12 protein-coding genes are annotated in these 16418 nt (G+C 34.5%); 2 read left to right on the forward strand and 10 right to left on the reverse strand.

All coding sequences use genetic code 11. From position 1 onward, the window contains the following. The first annotated feature begins 14 nt into the window (after positions 1 to 14). A complete protein-coding gene (locus HS129_06435; protein ID MBE7411687.1) occupies positions 15 to 1829 on the forward strand; it encodes a motility associated factor glycosyltransferase family protein in 1815 nt (604 codons plus the stop codon). Here the strand turns inward: HS129_06435 and HS129_06440 are convergent. The 7 genes from HS129_06440 to HS129_06470 all read right to left on the reverse strand — a co-directional run bounded on the left by HS129_06440 (position 1826) and on the right by HS129_06470 (position 11555). Next, positions 1826 to 2038, reverse strand: a complete 213-nt coding sequence (locus HS129_06440) for a hypothetical protein (protein ID MBE7411688.1) — start codon at positions 2036 to 2038, stop codon at positions 1826 to 1828. The genes HS129_06435 and HS129_06440 overlap by 4 nt on opposite strands. Before the next feature lie 45 nt (positions 2039 to 2083). Then, positions 2084 to 2722, reverse strand: coding sequence for a hypothetical protein (locus HS129_06445; GenBank protein MBE7411689.1), 639 nt, complete (start codon positions 2720 to 2722; stop codon positions 2084 to 2086). Positions 2723 to 2725: 3 nt separating this feature from the next. After that, positions 2726 to 3343 carry a glycerol-3-phosphate 1-O-acyltransferase PlsY gene (gene plsY, locus HS129_06450; protein ID MBE7411690.1) on the reverse strand — a complete coding sequence of 206 codons (618 nt, stop codon included), beginning with the start codon at positions 3341 to 3343 and terminating at the stop codon, positions 2726 to 2728. Beyond that, on the reverse strand, positions 3340 to 4698 hold the full coding sequence (gene der, locus HS129_06455; protein ID MBE7411691.1) for a ribosome biogenesis GTPase Der: 1359 nt from the start codon (positions 4696 to 4698) through the stop codon (positions 3340 to 3342). The genes plsY and der overlap by 4 nt, the downstream gene beginning before the upstream one ends. Next, complete coding sequence (smpB, locus tag HS129_06460) at positions 4695 to 5183, reverse strand: SsrA-binding protein SmpB (GenBank protein ID MBE7411692.1); 489 nt, start codon at positions 5181 to 5183, stop codon at positions 4695 to 4697. Before smpB ends, der begins: the two co-directional genes overlap by 4 nt. Beyond that, on the reverse strand, positions 5183 to 8200 hold the full coding sequence (locus HS129_06465) for an AAA family ATPase (GenBank protein ID MBE7411693.1): 3018 nt from the start codon (positions 8198 to 8200) through the stop codon (positions 5183 to 5185). Before HS129_06465 ends, smpB begins: the two co-directional genes overlap by 1 nt. Before the next feature lie 730 nt (positions 8201 to 8930). Beyond that, positions 8931 to 11555, reverse strand: a complete 2625-nt coding sequence (locus HS129_06470) for a PAS domain S-box protein (GenBank protein ID MBE7411694.1) — start codon at positions 11553 to 11555, stop codon at positions 8931 to 8933. A 259-nt stretch (positions 11556 to 11814) separates the two neighbouring features. On the opposite strand from HS129_06470, the gene HS129_06475 reads away from it, so the two are divergent. Beyond that, entirely contained in the window at positions 11815 to 12252 is a 438-nt protein-coding gene (locus tag HS129_06475) for a hypothetical protein (protein MBE7411695.1), read from the forward strand. A 24-nt stretch (positions 12253 to 12276) separates the two neighbouring features. Here HS129_06475 and HS129_06480 read toward each other — a convergent pair whose 3' ends face one another. Genes HS129_06480 through HS129_06490 form a run of 3 tightly spaced genes read right to left on the reverse strand, consistent with a single transcriptional unit; the run spans position 12277 to position 16409 of the window. Then, positions 12277 to 13293 carry an LEA type 2 family protein gene (locus tag HS129_06480; protein MBE7411696.1) on the reverse strand — a complete coding sequence of 339 codons (1017 nt, stop codon included), beginning with the start codon at positions 13291 to 13293 and terminating at the stop codon, positions 12277 to 12279. 45 nt (positions 13294 to 13338) lie between these two features. Then, on the reverse strand, positions 13339 to 15156 hold the full coding sequence (pepF, locus tag HS129_06485; protein ID MBE7411697.1) for an oligoendopeptidase F: 1818 nt from the start codon (positions 15154 to 15156) through the stop codon (positions 13339 to 13341). Between the two features lie 17 nt (positions 15157 to 15173). Beyond that, on the reverse strand, positions 15174 to 16409 hold the full coding sequence (locus HS129_06490) for an NADH:flavin oxidoreductase/NADH oxidase family protein (protein MBE7411698.1): 1236 nt from the start codon (positions 16407 to 16409) through the stop codon (positions 15174 to 15176). Between the last annotated feature and the right edge of the window lie 9 nt (positions 16410 to 16418).

The following is a 16418-nucleotide window of genomic DNA, read 5'->3' on the forward strand; positions in this document are numbered from 1 at the left end:
GAATCAAGAGAATTATGTCCCTAAACCAATTTGAAGAAATTTTCCGAAAGAAGCCCTATCTAAAATTTTATTTTAGTGAAAAGCCTTCTGAAACTCATAATGCTTTTTCTATTCAAGAAGCGAGTAAAAAAGGGGAATACTTCGTTTCCTATAAAAATCAAATTTTAGCAAGCAGTGTTTCTCCTCTCACTCAAGCAAAAAGATTAATCAACGAAAAAAAAATCTCAGACAATTCTGTAGTTGTGATTTTGGGGAGTGGAAATCCCCATACAATGGATGAAATAAATAATGGATTAAGAGAGGGGCAAATTGTTCTAATCATCGAGGAAAGTGAAGAGTTATTTTCTTTACTTTGGGATAAATTTCTAATTCGGGTAGCCGAGGTTCCCGGAAGGCATATTTTCTTTGGAGAAAAAATGGTGAGTTTACTCTGGAATTATTTGGATTCATTACCAATCGAAAAACTATCCGGTGTAGTTGTTTTAAAAAATCAGTCCAGCATACAACTCAATAAAAATTTTTATGATACTGTAGAAGAAAAAATCAAAAATATATTTTCTTCTAAGATGAGTGACCTTCTTACTAAGTTTGAATTTGAGAGAATCTGGGTGAAAAATAGCATCGTAAATATATGCAATTTTTATGACTCTAAAATTCCTAGATACAAATTTCAAGAATTAGAAAAATCATTTTCCAATATTCCGGCACTCCTTGTTTCTGCCGGACCCAGTTTAAGAAAAAATATAGACTTTATAAAAAGTGTAAGAGAAAAAGTTTTTCTATTCTCCTGCGACACCTCGCTTAAAGTATTAAACAAATTCGATATAATTCCAGACGGAGTTATGACATTAGACGCGCAAACCCACTCATTTTTTCACTTTTTAGGAGAAGACTTAAAAACTATCCCGATCTTTGCTGACCTTGTAGCCTCTCCTCCCTTGTTAAGAAATTTGAATTCTATTTCTATTGTCCATAGTGTGACTTCCAAATTCCAAGTTGATGCTTCAGGAAAACCGATTCGTGAAACAACTGCAGGTGGAGACACATCAGAAAAATTGCTTGGGAAATTTGGAGACGTGCAAAGTGGTGGAAGTGTAGCCACTACCGCATTCGATGCACTTCGAATCATGGGGTTCTCTCCAATTTTTTTAATCGGTCAAGACCTCGCATACACCGGTAGAGAAATCCACTCTACAGGTACTCACCACAATGAAAAATGGCTTACCTTAGTTTCTAGAAAAAAAAGTTTAGAATATATAAACGAGTCTATTATTAGAAAAAGAACTACTTACAAGACACAATCCTGTGTAGGTGGAGAGGTTTTGACAGACTATGTTTTAGACTTGTACAAGCACTGGTTTGAAGAATCGTCTAAAACAGTTGACTTTCCAGTTTACAATATAAACGAGAATGGCTCCAATATCGAAAATACAGTTTCTGTTAGCACGAAAGAAGCCGAGAAATTATTATACAATTACGGCATTCATAATTTCCCCTGGAAAAATTTACCACCCTGGAAAGAATCAAAATCTGTGCAAAAAGACAAAATTCATATTTCCAAAAATACATTTATAAATGAGCTAAATGAATTTAAAAACTTAATCGAAAATTTAGAAAATTTGCAGCTCGACGATAGTGAATTTTTGAATGAATTAAAATTAAAACTTAACGATCTCCCCTACTTAAAAGAAATGATTAGAAAAACTGAAATCTATTTACTTAGACACGAAAAAGAGTTAGACCCTGAAAAAAAGAAAAAGCTATTGTCCGATTCTTTGAGAAAAGAAATTTTATTTTTAAAAAGGGGACTACTCAGTAACGCAACTTAGGCATTCATGTCTATGAGGTAACCTCTTCTAAGCACCTCTCCGTCCGTGTTCACTCCAACTTCTGCCAAAGATTTTGGGGCTGTGACTTCATTTTGCATATTGGAAAGAGGATGAAGTCTGTCGGGCATTTTGGAAATTGTAAATTGAGACTGAGAAAACTGGTGGCTCGCAACATTGTTTTTCAGTGAAGCATTTATTTCATTTAGCATCTCTAACCTCTTTTAGTATTCAATAATAACCGGATAATTTGTAAACTACATTTCACCCAATAAGGATTTGGATTTGGATACTTTCAAATCGTGTTTATCGTCAAACTCAGGGAAATACCCTAAAAATAACTTTCTCGGAACAACTCTGTATTTAGTAGGATAGTTCGATAAATACACATCCGAAAAATTTATTTCCGGCAATTGATAAAATCCTATCTTATCTTCAAAGTTATAAAAGTCTTGCTTATCGAATTTTTTCACGGTCTTAGTCAAATAGTCTTTTAAAAAACTCCAATCTAATTTGAATTGCATCCGACTCCCTTGAAACGCAGGCGCTCTTTCAATTAAGTTGACTAATCTTTTCAGGGGGCACTCTCTATTGTAGTATTCTGTAACATAGACTGTTACAAACCTCATGGAAAAGCCAACCGGATCCCAAACTCTTTTGATCAAATCTTCCGATATTGCTTCCGATTTAATATCATCAAGGATTTTTTGTAATTGCGGTATATTAGACTCTCCCTTTAAAATTCCACTCAAATCAATTTGTCCAAACTCCCCCGAATACAACCATCTATACAAATCCTGAATTCCCGATTGAGGGTGCTCTTTTATAAACTCATCCAATACATAAATTTTTTCATCTATAGTTAGGGCTGACTCTGTATCAAAGGATTCCAGCATATTTTATTCTATAGCTTTTAATTCCTGTCCAGTCAATAATCTTTTGAGATTTGGAATATGACGAATCAAAATAAAAATAGAGGCAAAGACCATCGTTGAAAGAATAGAGATTTCGTCCAACTTCATTTCAAGAATATGAATTCGATTCAATAAGAAGTATGTTATAGGTAAAGTGATCGAACCTATCACAGAGCCTACAGAAACAAACCCGGATAATTTATATCCCAAAACAAAAATAAGAGTCGTAATAAGACACGGGATTGTAGCCATAAATAAAAAAAAACCAAATGCAGTGGCAACCCCCTTGCCGCCCCTAAACAAAAGAAAAGGGCTGAATATATGACCTAAAATAGAAAGAGTCCCACACAGCAATTGAATTTGGATTAGGTTTTCGCTTTGGTAAAATTGCGCTACAAGAAAAGGTGGAAGAGCACCTTTCATCGCATCTAAAACTAAAATCAAAACACCGAATTTCCTCCCCAAAACTCTTCCTTCATTTGTAGCTCCTGGGTTTTTGCTGCCCAATTCCCGAATGTCTTGTCCTGTATTCCATTTTACGATCCAGTACCCAAATGGAAGTGAGCCTAAAAGGAAAGAAAAAATCAAAATCAGGACGATCATTTTTTTTCTTTTCTCCTTTTATCCTTATCTACTCTTAGTTCAATTTCCACAAAAATTCCAGACAATCCAAATTCTTTTGAAATTTGATTTCTTAAATAAGAAATTAAATTCTCCTGAAACAGGGATTCGTCGTTTACAAAAAACAGTAGCTTAAAAGGAGACGAAGAAACTTGAGTAGAGTAATACAATCTCGGTTTCTTTTTGGACATAGCTTCAATTTTTCCGCTATGAAAAATTTTCTGAATCGTTTCGTTTAGTTTTGATGTTGAGATTTTCAAAGTTGTTTTAGAATGGAGTCTAACGCATTCAATTAGAAGTTTGTGGATTCTTTGCTTGGTTTTTGCGCTTATACTTAGAATTGGTGTATCTTTTAATGCAGGAAATCTGGAAAGCATCTTGTCCTTGTAGTCTTTTAAAGTATTGTTGGACTTCTCGGGAATCAAATCCCACTTATTGATTGCCAAAACCATCGCCTTTCCTGCTCTTCGTATATAGGAAAAAATCTTTTTATCAAATTCTCCGACTCCCTTTTCTGCGTCGATTAGATGCACTACAATATCGGATGACTCCATTGTTTTCAATGTTCTTTGATATGAGTAAAATTCTAACTTTTCTGCACTCTTACTGGATTTGCGGATTCCGGCAGTGTCGAGGATTTCTATTGCTTGACCGTTGAATTGAATTATAGTGTTTACCGGATCTCGAGTAGTTCCGGGAATATCGCTCACAACAGAAACGCTTTCTCCTACAATTGCATTCAAGAGGCTCGACTTTCCAGAGTTCGGTTTTCCGACAAAGCTAATTCTGAAATCAATTTTCTCATCTTCGGAATATTTTATGTCCTTTAAGTAAAAAGAAAGCTTTTCTAAAAGAAGTTTAATATTTCTCCTGCCGAGTGCAGATATTGGGATTACCTCACTAAGCCCATACCTGTAAAATTCATCTAAATCATAATCTTCTTCAGGGGAGTCCGATTTATTTATACAATAAATGATATTTTTGTTATGAAGTCTTTTGTCCCTTTTTAAGAGGCTAATCAGTTTGTGGTCATAGCTTGTAATTTCATTTTTGTCCATTACAAAAATAATAAGATCCGATTCTACTAATTGCTTAAAGCTGATTTCTATGATCGAAGAGGTTAGATCATTTGTGTTTTCAATGTCAAGCCCCGGTGTATCGCATAAAATAAATTCTAACTTAGGGTCTTCTTTTTTTACATGAAATCTTAAAACATCTCGAGTCACACCCGGAAAATTGTATGTGATCGCTATGTTTTTTTTTAAGATAGAATTGAATAGTGTAGATTTACCAACGTTTTGACGGCCTACAATAGATACAAGTGGGAGTCTTTTCAATTTCGATTTCTCGCCTTTAGTGCTCTTTCTACTTCCAACTTGGCATCCTTTTTCATAAGAGTTTCTCTTTTATCGTAGTTCTTTTTAGGCTTTGCAATTGCTAACTCTATTTTAGCAAATTTATTATTTTTAAAATAGCATTTCGTAGCGACAAGAGTAAGCCCTTTTTCTTTAATTTGTTTTTCTAATTTTAATATTTCATTTCTTTTTAAGAGTAATTTTCTTGGACGAACTTCTGGCTGTTCAGAATACCCTCTATTAAAATAGGGTGTGATATGAAAATTTTGTAGGAACACTTCACCATTTTTAATTGTTGCAAAAGCATCGGTAAGATTAGCTTTTTTTTCGCGGAGAGATTTGACCTCAGAACCATTCAGCACGATTCCTGTCTCCACAAAGCTCAAAAGCTCAAAATTGAACCTTGCCTTTTTGTTTATGGCTGCCTCAAAGTTTTTAGTTTTCTCTTCAGTTTTCTTAGGTTTCATTAGTTCCGTATAGAGTGGTAGGTCAGTATCAACTTTGATAGCTCTGTTCCAATTAAATTCGGCATACTTTGAAAATTTTCTGAGGTGACTTGAATAGAATGAGGAAAAATATTTTCTGCTATATAGCGGTTTCCAATCCCTACTCCCAGAAAAATATAAGACTTATTCGTATTTTTTAAAACTTCTTCTATTAATTTTTTGGACTCTCTGCTGTTTATTTCGTCTTCGAGATACATTTTCCCTCTCTGCCCTCTGAAATCAGAAATAAACACAATGATTTTAGTCTGTGCATCAGTTGAAAAAAATCTATCACAATTTTCGATGATCCTATACTCTTCTACAGAGTCTCCCTGCCAGTCAACACAAAGTGAATTAAAAATTTCTTCTTCCTTTTTTTCGTCATAGACATCTTCAAAACTTTTCAAACGAATGAGGTCGATTGTTTCTTTTCTATTCAACCGATCCGAATAAGCGTAAATAGAAAAATCAACCTCGTGCTCGTTTAAAATATACGAGCTTGTAAGCATGGCAGAAAGTGTGGCTATGGAATACTCAAAATTAAAAATTCTTCTTGCCTTACTCACGAAGAATACTACTTCTACTCCTTTTAGTCTTTCATCACTTTTATCAATAATTGTTTTATCAAAAACCTTAGAGTCTCCTCTTCCATTTTTAAATGAAATATATTTCCTTGCGTCTATTCTTCTGCCTTGAGTTTGATAAGAACGAGAAATATCAATTTCAGGATCAAATAATTTTTCAAGATTCAATTCTGTTTCTTCCAAAGCCTTCCCGAAAACGCTTTTGAATTCAGAAAGCGAAACTAAAATAGTGTAAGACCAAAGGATTTTTCTTTTCGCTAAGAAATTTTTATACAACTCTTCAGTTCTATATCCCCATGCTCCACCTCCACCCGCTGGCTCCCCTTGACCCATGTTTCCGCGAGTGTCTTTTCCATACCATGCGTCAGGTCCCTCTTTTGTGTTTCCACCTGTTTCAGGAGTGTTGATTTCTATTCCCTTTTTTAGAGGGCTACCTGAATTTTTCAGTTCAGCTTTTCCGGTATTTGCATCTCTTTTGTGAAGGCTTGGATCCCACCACTTTGTTTTTTCTATTTCAGACTGAATCGTAAAAGTTTTTTTTTTATCCTCAAGTTTTTCTTTGAGGTCATCGGGTAAATTGCCGCTTGAAAGAATAGACTCCAAAATTCTTTCCGTATCGTTTCTTTCTTTAGGGTCTGAAATTTGATTTATATAAGAAATTTTTCCCCCTCTAAGGATTACTTCTTTTAAATCGTCTGATTCCCCACTAAATAGGATTAAATCCTTCCATCGAAAAAGATTGTTCAACCCAAAAATATAGGCTTGAATATTTGCAGATCCGATCACTCTTTTTGAGGATAGGTCTTTTATTTTTAGATGAAAATTTACCAAGACAGACACTAGAGAAGAATCTGGTAAATAAAACCCTAGTATCTCTGTCAAAGTATCCCGATCTTCTAAATCAGGAAATAAAACACTCGTAAACCGATTTCTAAAAGCTCTGGAAATTGTAGGGGTAGATTTTGTTTTTCTAAAAAGTTTTAATGCGATAATTCTAGAATTTTCTTTTAAAGAAAGAGGTTTAGACTCACCACTCTCAGGTGGGAGGGTTATAGATCTTGCATCATCTGTAAGCATATTCAATTTTTCTACTAACTCGGCTCCCGCAGCTTCCAGACCTGTAATCAAAATAGTAGAGTCATTTCTGATTCCCTTAGATAGAGGACCATCTATCCAATCCACTTTTCCTGTATCTATCGGCTTCAAGGCTCCGAGTATGTCGCTTGTATGGATTCCCTTGCACAAATTTACAGTTTCATTTGAATCCCCGCAAATATTGGAAAGAAAATTCAAAAGAAAACTCGGGTCTTTTTCTTCGCTAAACTCGATTAGAAGATTTTCTTTCATGGCAAGTGCTGTAATTGCCTTTTCCAAAAAGATACCAACTTTTTCTGTCATCGGAATCTTTGATAATAGATTTTTGACTTTTATTTCATCGTTGACCTTTAGCTTTTTATCATTGCAGTAAAGTGTAGAATTTTTGTAATCAAACTTTACGGCAGGGCAAGAAACACTTTCTTGTAAGTCTAATTCTTTTTTGATTAGAGACTCCACATCTTCCCTATCTTCGCTTTTTCTGAATGGCTCAGAGAATATATTTGTCAACTCCCTGTACATTACAAATTTTTCTTTGTAATCAAAGAATGTTAACCTGTTGCAGATTTTTTTTAAAGACCGTATATTAAAATGGTATTTTTCTAAGTCTCCCTTACCGAGATTTCCCAACTGGATTTTTTTCTCTGTTTCCAAAGTGATTCGAATACAAGCTTTTATAACCGATTCGTGTAAAGCAGGGTACAATTTTTTTAAAATATAAAGAATCTCATCAGGGGAGTAAGGGTCGATATACACAACTGCAAAATTTTTTATTATATCAAAAGGTAAAGATTTTCTTCCCTCGAAACCTTCTGCCGGATTTTGAGTGCCTATAAAGTTAAACCCTTCTTTTGCAAGTTTACGAGAGTTGTCTCCTTCGATTAGGTCGAGATAAGAATTTTCATACACAGTAGAAAATCTTTTGATTACGTCGGGTGATGCTAAATTCATCTCGTCCGCCACAAAAGAAGCGCCCGTTACAATCGAGGTAGTTAGGGGGCCGCTAATCCACTCAAAACCGCTACCGTCCATAAGTAAACGGTAAGAGCCGATTAGGTCTTCTGGTAAGGTGTCCTCGTTAAAACTAAACCTGTAGGTTGGGTGGTTTCTTTTATAGTTTATATGATAAATAAGAGCATTCTTACCTACACCTGCATCCCCTACAAGTAGAATCGGGTAACCCTCCGACATAGGGTATAGTATATTTTTTAGATTTTTTATTGTAGAGTCTGTCTCTACAAGACTTGATGGAAAAACAGAAGCTGAGCTTGGAAAATCAAAGGTATTCACCTTGATTCCAGCTATGAAAACATTACCCATGCTTGTAATGATTTTAAATTCACTCCCTGAATCAACAAATAAAAACCTATCTTTATTGAATGAAAAACTCTAAAACTCCCCTAATCTTGAATACAAAAAAACCCATACTTTTTAGAATGGGTTTAAAAAATTTTGAGTTAAACAGTATTTTGCTGTTTAACTAGGAAATTTTTCAATTATCTGGAGATACTTATTGAATATGATGAGGAACTAAATCCATATACACCAATATTTACTGTTTCGCCAGAATATAAATAAACTGATCTATTCTCGGAGCCAGCATTACTTGATGAATAAGTATAATTGGTTTTTGTAGGGCAAGTTGTGGAGTCAACATTCATATACAGGTCTGGATCGCCGGTAGATGCAGTCAATGTAACATAGTAAGTCCCACTTGTACTTGCAGTGTATTTATAGTATTGATAGCTACTACTTGAAACTGAACCTGAGCTAGAAGTAGCGTAAGATAGGGAGCTTGCTGAACTGCAAGAATTAGTAGAACTCGTAGAAGTACTACTTCTTGAATTTGCAAGTAGCAATAATAGAAGAGCAGAATTGTCTTCTTCCTTTTTGGTAGAGCAGTTATTCAGTAAAATACCGAAAACCGTTAAAATGATTAGTGATGTAATTTTTTTTTGCATTTTTAATATCCTTTATTTATTTTTTTCCACTGTGTGTGTGTGTGTGTGGTTGTCAATTATTTTTTTCATATTATTTACTTACAAAAAACTCAAGACTTATTCCCAAATATCCATTTTTGCAAGGTATTTATAAGAATTACAGGCTCGAATGGTTTTGCAATATGATCGTTCATCCCTGCAGAAATACTCTTTTCCCTGTCTTCAGCCATGGCTGCCGCCGATACTGCAATGATTGGCAAGTTTTGGTTTTTTTTGTCAAGACGAATCCTTTTTGTAGCTTCTATTCCATCCATAATAGGCATCTGCACATCCATAAGTACTGCATCGTAATTATTTTTAGAAATAAGCTCTACAGCCTTTAAACCATTTTCTGCAATTTCTAAATTCAAGCCCAGTTTCTGAAATACTTTTTTTGCGATTAGCTGGTTAAGGTCGTTGTCCTCTGCGAGTAGAATCCTTGTCTTTTTCAATAATTCAATTTCATTTGAACTTTCTGAAAGCTCAGTTGCATTATCAGAATTTGAAATTTTATTTTCAGGCGAAATACTTTTTATTTTTTTTAGTCGAACAGTAAATCGGAAAGTAGTTCCTTCACCTACTACGCTTTGTACTTCAATTTCTCCTCCCATTAAATGAACGAGTTTTTTGCAAATCGCAAGACCAAGACCCGTTCCACCGTATTTCCTCGCATTGGACTCATCGGCTTGTGCAAAAGAGTTAAACAAAGTAGGCAAGAATGATTCCGGTATTCCAATTCCGGTATCTCGGACAATCACGGACAATACAAAATCATTCTCCATAAATTCTTTTACGGAAAATTGAACCTGTATTTCTCCCTTCTCCGTGAATTTTAAAGAGTTGCTGACTAAATTTTGAAGTATTTGGTTTATGTGAAGTTTATCTCCATACAAAAAATTGGGAACACCGTTTTCTACAGAAATAAAAAAATGGATTCCTTTACTTTTTGCTTTTGGAGAAAATATTCCATTCATATAAGAAATAACTTCTTCAAGCTTAAACTCTCCTTCCTCAAGAGTTTGGTACCCAGCCTCGATCTTGGAAAAGTCTAATATATTGTTTAAAATTTCAATAAGTAGAGATGACGCATTTGTGATTCGAGATAGATAGTCTTTTTGTTCTTTTGACATTTGAGTATCTTGAAGTAAATACACAAGACCCAAAATCCCATTGAGTGGTGTTCGTATTTCGTGGCTCATATTTGCCAAAAATTCGCTTTTTAACCGATTGGATTTCTCCGCTATTTTTTTTGCTTCCCTAAGCTCATTCTCGATTTGCTTTCGCTTTTCAATATTGCGAGTAATTCCGAGAACTTCAACTTCCTTATTTTCGTTAAATTGATAACGGGTTGCGGTTTCGATCCAGATCAACTCTCCATTTTTTTTGTATTGTTGCAACTCGTCATAACTGATTATTGGGTCATTGGGATATGCCAAAAATATTGGGAGTCTTTTAGATACACTATCCTTCACTTTCTTAACGGATTCAGGTGAAAGTGAGTCTTCAAGTGATTCATTCATAGCTTCTTCTGGAGTTAGACCTCTAAGAGAAAAAATAGACGGACTGATATACGTAAACCTATTCTCTGTTAAATTTAAAACCCAGATTACATCAGTAGAATTTTCTGCTAATAAACGATATTTCTTTTCGCTTTCAGATAAAGTTTTTGCTATTTTGTGTTTATCGGTTACATTTCTGACAATTACAATCACCTCGTCTAAAGCCACAGGAATAATTCTTGCCTCATACTGTTGAACTCCTAATTTTGGTATGTCCAATTCATACTCAAAAGTTTCAAGAGACTGAGTAGAAAAAACTTTTTTCATCACCTTATCTACTAAAGTGACTATATTTTGAGGCATAGTGTCTTGAAAAGATTTTCCGATAATAGAATTGGCTTGATGAAACAACTCTTTTTCGTCTGCCTTATAATCTAAAAATACCCCTTGAGAATTGAGCCGAAACACAAGATCCGGAATAGCTTCAAGCATAGCCTGAGACCTTTTCTCTAAAATTGTATTTTCTGAAATAGAAATAACTTCTTTAGATATATCTTCTAAAATTACTAAAGACACTTCTTCAAAATCAACGTGTCGAAAATTCGTAGTGCGACTTTTTGTCCAAAAAAGGCTTCCATCCTTTTTCAAACTCAATTCTATCTTAGAGTTCAAACCAAACTGCTTTTGCAATTCTTCTTTTTTGGCTTCTAATTCTTGACTGATTTCTTTGGGCTTGAGTAAACTCTCGTATTTTCCTATTACTTCCTTTTTTTTATAACCAAAAATACGATCCAATACGGAGTTTGTATAAACTATTTTCCCCGTATCTTTTTTTATAAGATAAACCGCATCTGTCATGCTTTCTATAATTTGTAAGTAAAACTTCAGCCTTCTTTCCCATTTATAAAAAATATAAGTAGAGGTAAGACTAAAAATGATAAATATAAAAATAGAAAAGTAAGAACTTGGCTTTACGGAAAATGAAAACTCCGGAGGGATGAAAAAATATATCGCACCAAACGCACACACAAAAGTATTTATAATTCCAACCCGGTATCCACCCAAGTAAGTACTTGTAAGAACAGCAGGAAAAAGTACGACCCAAGTGTAAGGAGCAATTTGCTGCCCCAAAATCCACCGTAAATACATCGCTACCCAAGGGAGTAATAAACTTATTGCAATTTGTAAATGCTTCATATTAAAAAAAATATTTTGAGTTATGATTAAAGTTTTAGCTTACGATATTCTTCTAAAAACACAATTCTTCATTTCCAAAGAAATAAAACTTAGGAAAAGTGCAAAGGATTTTTTCTTGTTGCATAATGACTTCTCCCTATTTTCGATTTCATACAAATCTATCCATTAAAATTTCTATACACTGAATTTACAAAAAAAACTTTACATAAATAAAATTAAAAACGTCTAACAAATAAAACAAAATTCAATAGGAGTTAGTATGTTAAAATCTTTTTTGTTAGTAATTTCCATAATTTTCTATTTTGGAAATTGTGAGCACCACCACGAATCAAGCGAGCACCACCACGCAAAAGCAGGGTATCCCGAATTGGATAACGGGAAAAAATGGCAGTCAGACTCACCCACAAAATCTGGTTTTGCTAAATTGACAGAAGACTTAAAAAAGTTTGAGGACAAGAAGAAAGGAAAACTTACAGTTCAAGATTATAATGAGTTTGCAAAAATTTCTACTGCAAGTATAGACTCTATTTTTGCCTCTTGCACAATGAAGGGCAAAAGCCACGAAGAGCTGCATAAATACATTGCCTTATTATTAGAAGACATCAAATCTCTAAAAGGAAATGAATTAAACTCTTCCAAAGAATCTTTCGAAAAACTAAAAACCAATCTCGGAAAATTTAACGATTTTTTTGAATAGGTGTAGGCTAAATTTAGCTGGGGTTTACCAGCTAAATTTTCCTGATTTATCGTACTTAAAACTCATCACGCCTTCGTTTGGTAGAGCTGGAATTTTTATTCCGGAGGATCCAGTGAGCCTGAAATCTGTGCTTCTTAGTTTTACTGCATTGGCAACAGATTGAGAAAGACTTTTCAACGGAAATGTAGTCTTTACTGTAATTACTGATTCCTTCCCCGAATTTTTAATCGCCTCAGAATCTCCAGATAAAAATTTTTCTTTTCCAAGAAAGAGTTCATACTTCATATTTTCAAATTGGAGGACTGCGTTTGATTCATTTTTCAAAACTATATCAAACTCTGTGTTTACATTTACCTCGATTTCTTCCAGACCGGCTTTTACCGCAGAGGTAATATTCCCCTTTTTGGAATCTAATAGATTATTTAGGAAACCTGCTGCTTTTTTTACTACAGCATCCGGAGTTGTAGCGTTTGAAACCTTTATATCGTTCAAGGAAGGTTTTATAATTTTAAAATTGACGATTGAAATAGAAGGCAGTACGCTTGGAATTTCTCTTTCTGCTTCAAAAGGAAATGAAACTTTCGGAGGAATCGGCACAAAAGGAAAATATTTTTTCACCTGTGCCGGAATGGGTATGTCTAAATTCCCTTTCAGTTTTACGAGAATAATTTCTTTAGACTTTCCTTTAATGGCTTTGTATATACTAAGTAAATCATCGTATTTTACCTTGACACTAAAAGGTAGAGGCTGGGTAGAATTTGCAGTTAAAGAGCCGGGGTTACCTTTTAAAGTAGTGAAATTCTTTCCTTCTATTTGCATACCAATCGTTATATCTGTATTCGGGATGCTTATAGGATAGGGATTGGTCACTGTAGTGTGGAGTTTTAAAATAACCTCAGACAAAGTAATGTCTTGGATTTCCACTCTTTCAAAAGAGAAAGAAGGTTTTTTAAATATTCCCTGACCCAAAAGAATAGAAGGGAAAATCAGGCTGATTACAAAAATATATATTGGTAGTTTTTTTAATCGAATTGTTTGCATGCTACTTATTTTTATTTTACGAAATAATTGTAAATAAATATAATTCTAACTTTTACCGGAAAAAGAAAAATTTGAAATAAACTTATCCACTAATTCACCAAAATAATTTACTGCGTTATTCACCGGTTCCGGTTGTGTCATGTCCACCCCTGCAATTTTTAACCCATCTACCGGATAAACAGACCCTCCCAAACTAAGGAACTTCAAGTAATCAGATTTAGAATTTTTGTCGCCACTCAATACTTTTTTAGCGAGTGATATTGCCGCAGAAATTCCGGTAGCGTATTGGTAAACATAGAACGCAGAATAGAAATGAGGTATCCTAAGCGCTTCTAATTCCAAGAGGTCGTCTATCACGATTCCATTCTTAAAGTACTTGCTTAAAAGTGTTCTGTATTCAGACCGAATAAGCTCTAAGGAAATTGGCTCATCTCTATCTGCAAATTTATGCATAACGTCTTCAAATTCCGCAAACATAGTTTGACGGATCATAGTTCCCCGTATATCGTCGATTTGCCTGTTTAAAATATACGAGGTCATGGAATTATCATTTTTGAATTTTTGTAATAAATAATTACTAAGTAAAACTTCGTTGAATGTAGAGGCAACCTCTGCTACAAATATAGAATACGAGCTGTACATATACGGTTGGGTTTTGGAATAGTGGGTGTGCATAGAATGCCCCGCCTCGTGGATCAGAGTAAAAAGAGAGTTGATATTATTTTCGTCGTAGTTTAAAAGTATATAAGGGTAAGAGTCATAACAACCAGAAGAATACGCCCCGCTTCTTTTCCCTCTATTTTCATACCTGTCCACCCAGCCTTCGAGTAATCCTTTTCTTAAAGTGGAAACATACTCCTCTCCAAGAATCTCCAAAGCTTCACAACAAGTTTGTACTCCTTCTTCATAGCTCATTGTAAAATTTACAGAGCTGACTAAAGGCAGATATGTATCATAAAAATGAAGATCGTCTAAGCCTAAAACTTTTTTCCTAAAGTTTAGATACTTCACAAGTGGGTCTATATTAGAAGTAACTGCAGAAATTAAACTATCATATACTTTTGGATTTACATTGTTTGCAAATAAACTCGCTTCTCTGCAAGAATTAAAATTTCTCACGTTTGCATAAAACTTGTCTTTTTTTACAGAAGACGAAAAAGAAGTAGCTATAGTGTGTTTGTGTGCGTCATACACCGAGTAGTATTTTTCAAAAGCTCTCTTCCTAAAGCTTCTGTCTCTGCTTTGTAAGCAAGAATTAAAATTTCCGTGGCTTAGCTCTATTTTTTCTCCTTTCTCATTTTCAATAATCCCAAAATTCAAGTCTGCGTTGTCTAATTGACTAAAAATATCTGAGGCAGCGCCTATCGCATCTCCTCCCATGGCTAAAATTTCTTCTACTTCAATAGACCTCGTATGGGGCTTGTAACGAAATAGCTCTTCAAAGTAAAACTTATATTTCTCGTACTTAGAATTTTTCATTAGCTCGAACTTTCTGTCTTCCGGTAGAGATTGGATTTCCGGATTCAAAAAACTTGATTCAGAGGACGCTTTCGTATGGAGTATCATAGATTTTTCCACTAAAGAAAAATACTTGCTATTCGTCTTGTCTTCATCACTTTTCAAGTGAGCGTAAGTATATAATTTTTCAAAACGCCTCGAAAACGATAGATCAAACTCTATTGCAGAAATTAAAAAATCAATTGATTTAGATAAATTCCCCCTAAATTTAGAATACTCATCAATCTCTTTTTTTAATAGTTCATAATCTTTTTCCCATTCCGATTCTGATTTGTACAATGTGGAAAGATCCCACTTATCCTTTTCTTTTACTTCATTTCTTAATGGTATTTTTTTTTCTTTCATGTAGACCCTTATATTATTTATACTCTTACTCTTTTCAATCCTTCCAGCCCAAAATCTAAAACTGTATGAATGGCAGAAGCGAGTGCGTTTCTGTCAGGAATTGGGTTTAGTCCCTTGCCTATTCTATGAATTTGCTCTGTGTACCAAGTTATTTCTAAAGGAATAATAGAATCTAAAATTTTAATCCCGGTGGACAAGGGCTTAACCATACTTTTTATATTTTTTCCAGAGAGTAAGTCATTAGGAAATTCAGGTTGAATCACAATAGAACGCCCAAGACCTATTAAATCACAAACACCACTTTGAATCGCCTTATTCATTGTTTCAAGACTCCTAAACCCTCCTGTCAACATTAGAGGAGTTTTTACTTTTTTTCTTACTTCTTCACAATAATCCAAAAAATAGGCTTCTCTTTCTTTCGTGCTTTCCTTTTTGGTTTCTCCCATCATTACAGGTGACTCATAAGTCCCTCCAGAAATTTCGATCAGGTCCATTCCCTCTGACGATAAATACTCTACCACTTCCATAGATTCATGTTTAGTAAATCCGCCTCTTTGAAAATCAGCAGAATTCAATTTAATTCCGACAGGAAAATTTTTTCCTACTTCTTTTCTAATAGACTCGTATAATTTTGAAACAAACCTCATCCTCTTTTTAGGAGTTCCTCCCCAATCGTCTTCTCTTATGTTATGCTTTGGGGATAGAAATTGGCTAACTAAATACCCATGTGCTCCATGAATCTGAACTCCGCTAAACCCGCTATCTTTTGATAGTTTTGCCGCAAAGGTAAACCTTTCTATGATTTCATAAATTTCTTTTTCAGTCAATTCTCTCGGTGTAGAAAATGCCTTATTTAAAGGAGAGCGAAATGGGATGGCAGAGGGAGCTACAGGTGACTTGCTTAAAAACTTAGGGGCTTGCTTCCCTGGATGATTCAACTGTGTCCAGAAATGGGTGTTGTTTTCTTTTCCAGAATTTGCCCAATCTTTCAATAATGGGTCTATATTTTCCTTTTCAAAAACCACATTTCTTGGCTCACCTAAAGCCTTACTGTCTATCATAATGTTTCCAGTCAAAAGTAAACCCGCACCACCATAAGCCCATCTTTTATAAAGGTGTATAAATTTTTGATTTATCTTATGGTCTTTGTTTGCCATGTTTTCACTCATGGCAGATTTTCCGATCCTGTTTTTTAAAACTGCCCCACAAGGAAGTTTTAATTCTTGGTTTAGGTAATTCAAATTTGTTTGCATTAAAAACTC

It is taken from the genome of Leptospiraceae bacterium, from assembly GCA_015075105.1.
Classification (GTDB): domain Bacteria; phylum Spirochaetota; class Leptospiria; order Leptospirales; family Leptospiraceae; genus JABWCC01.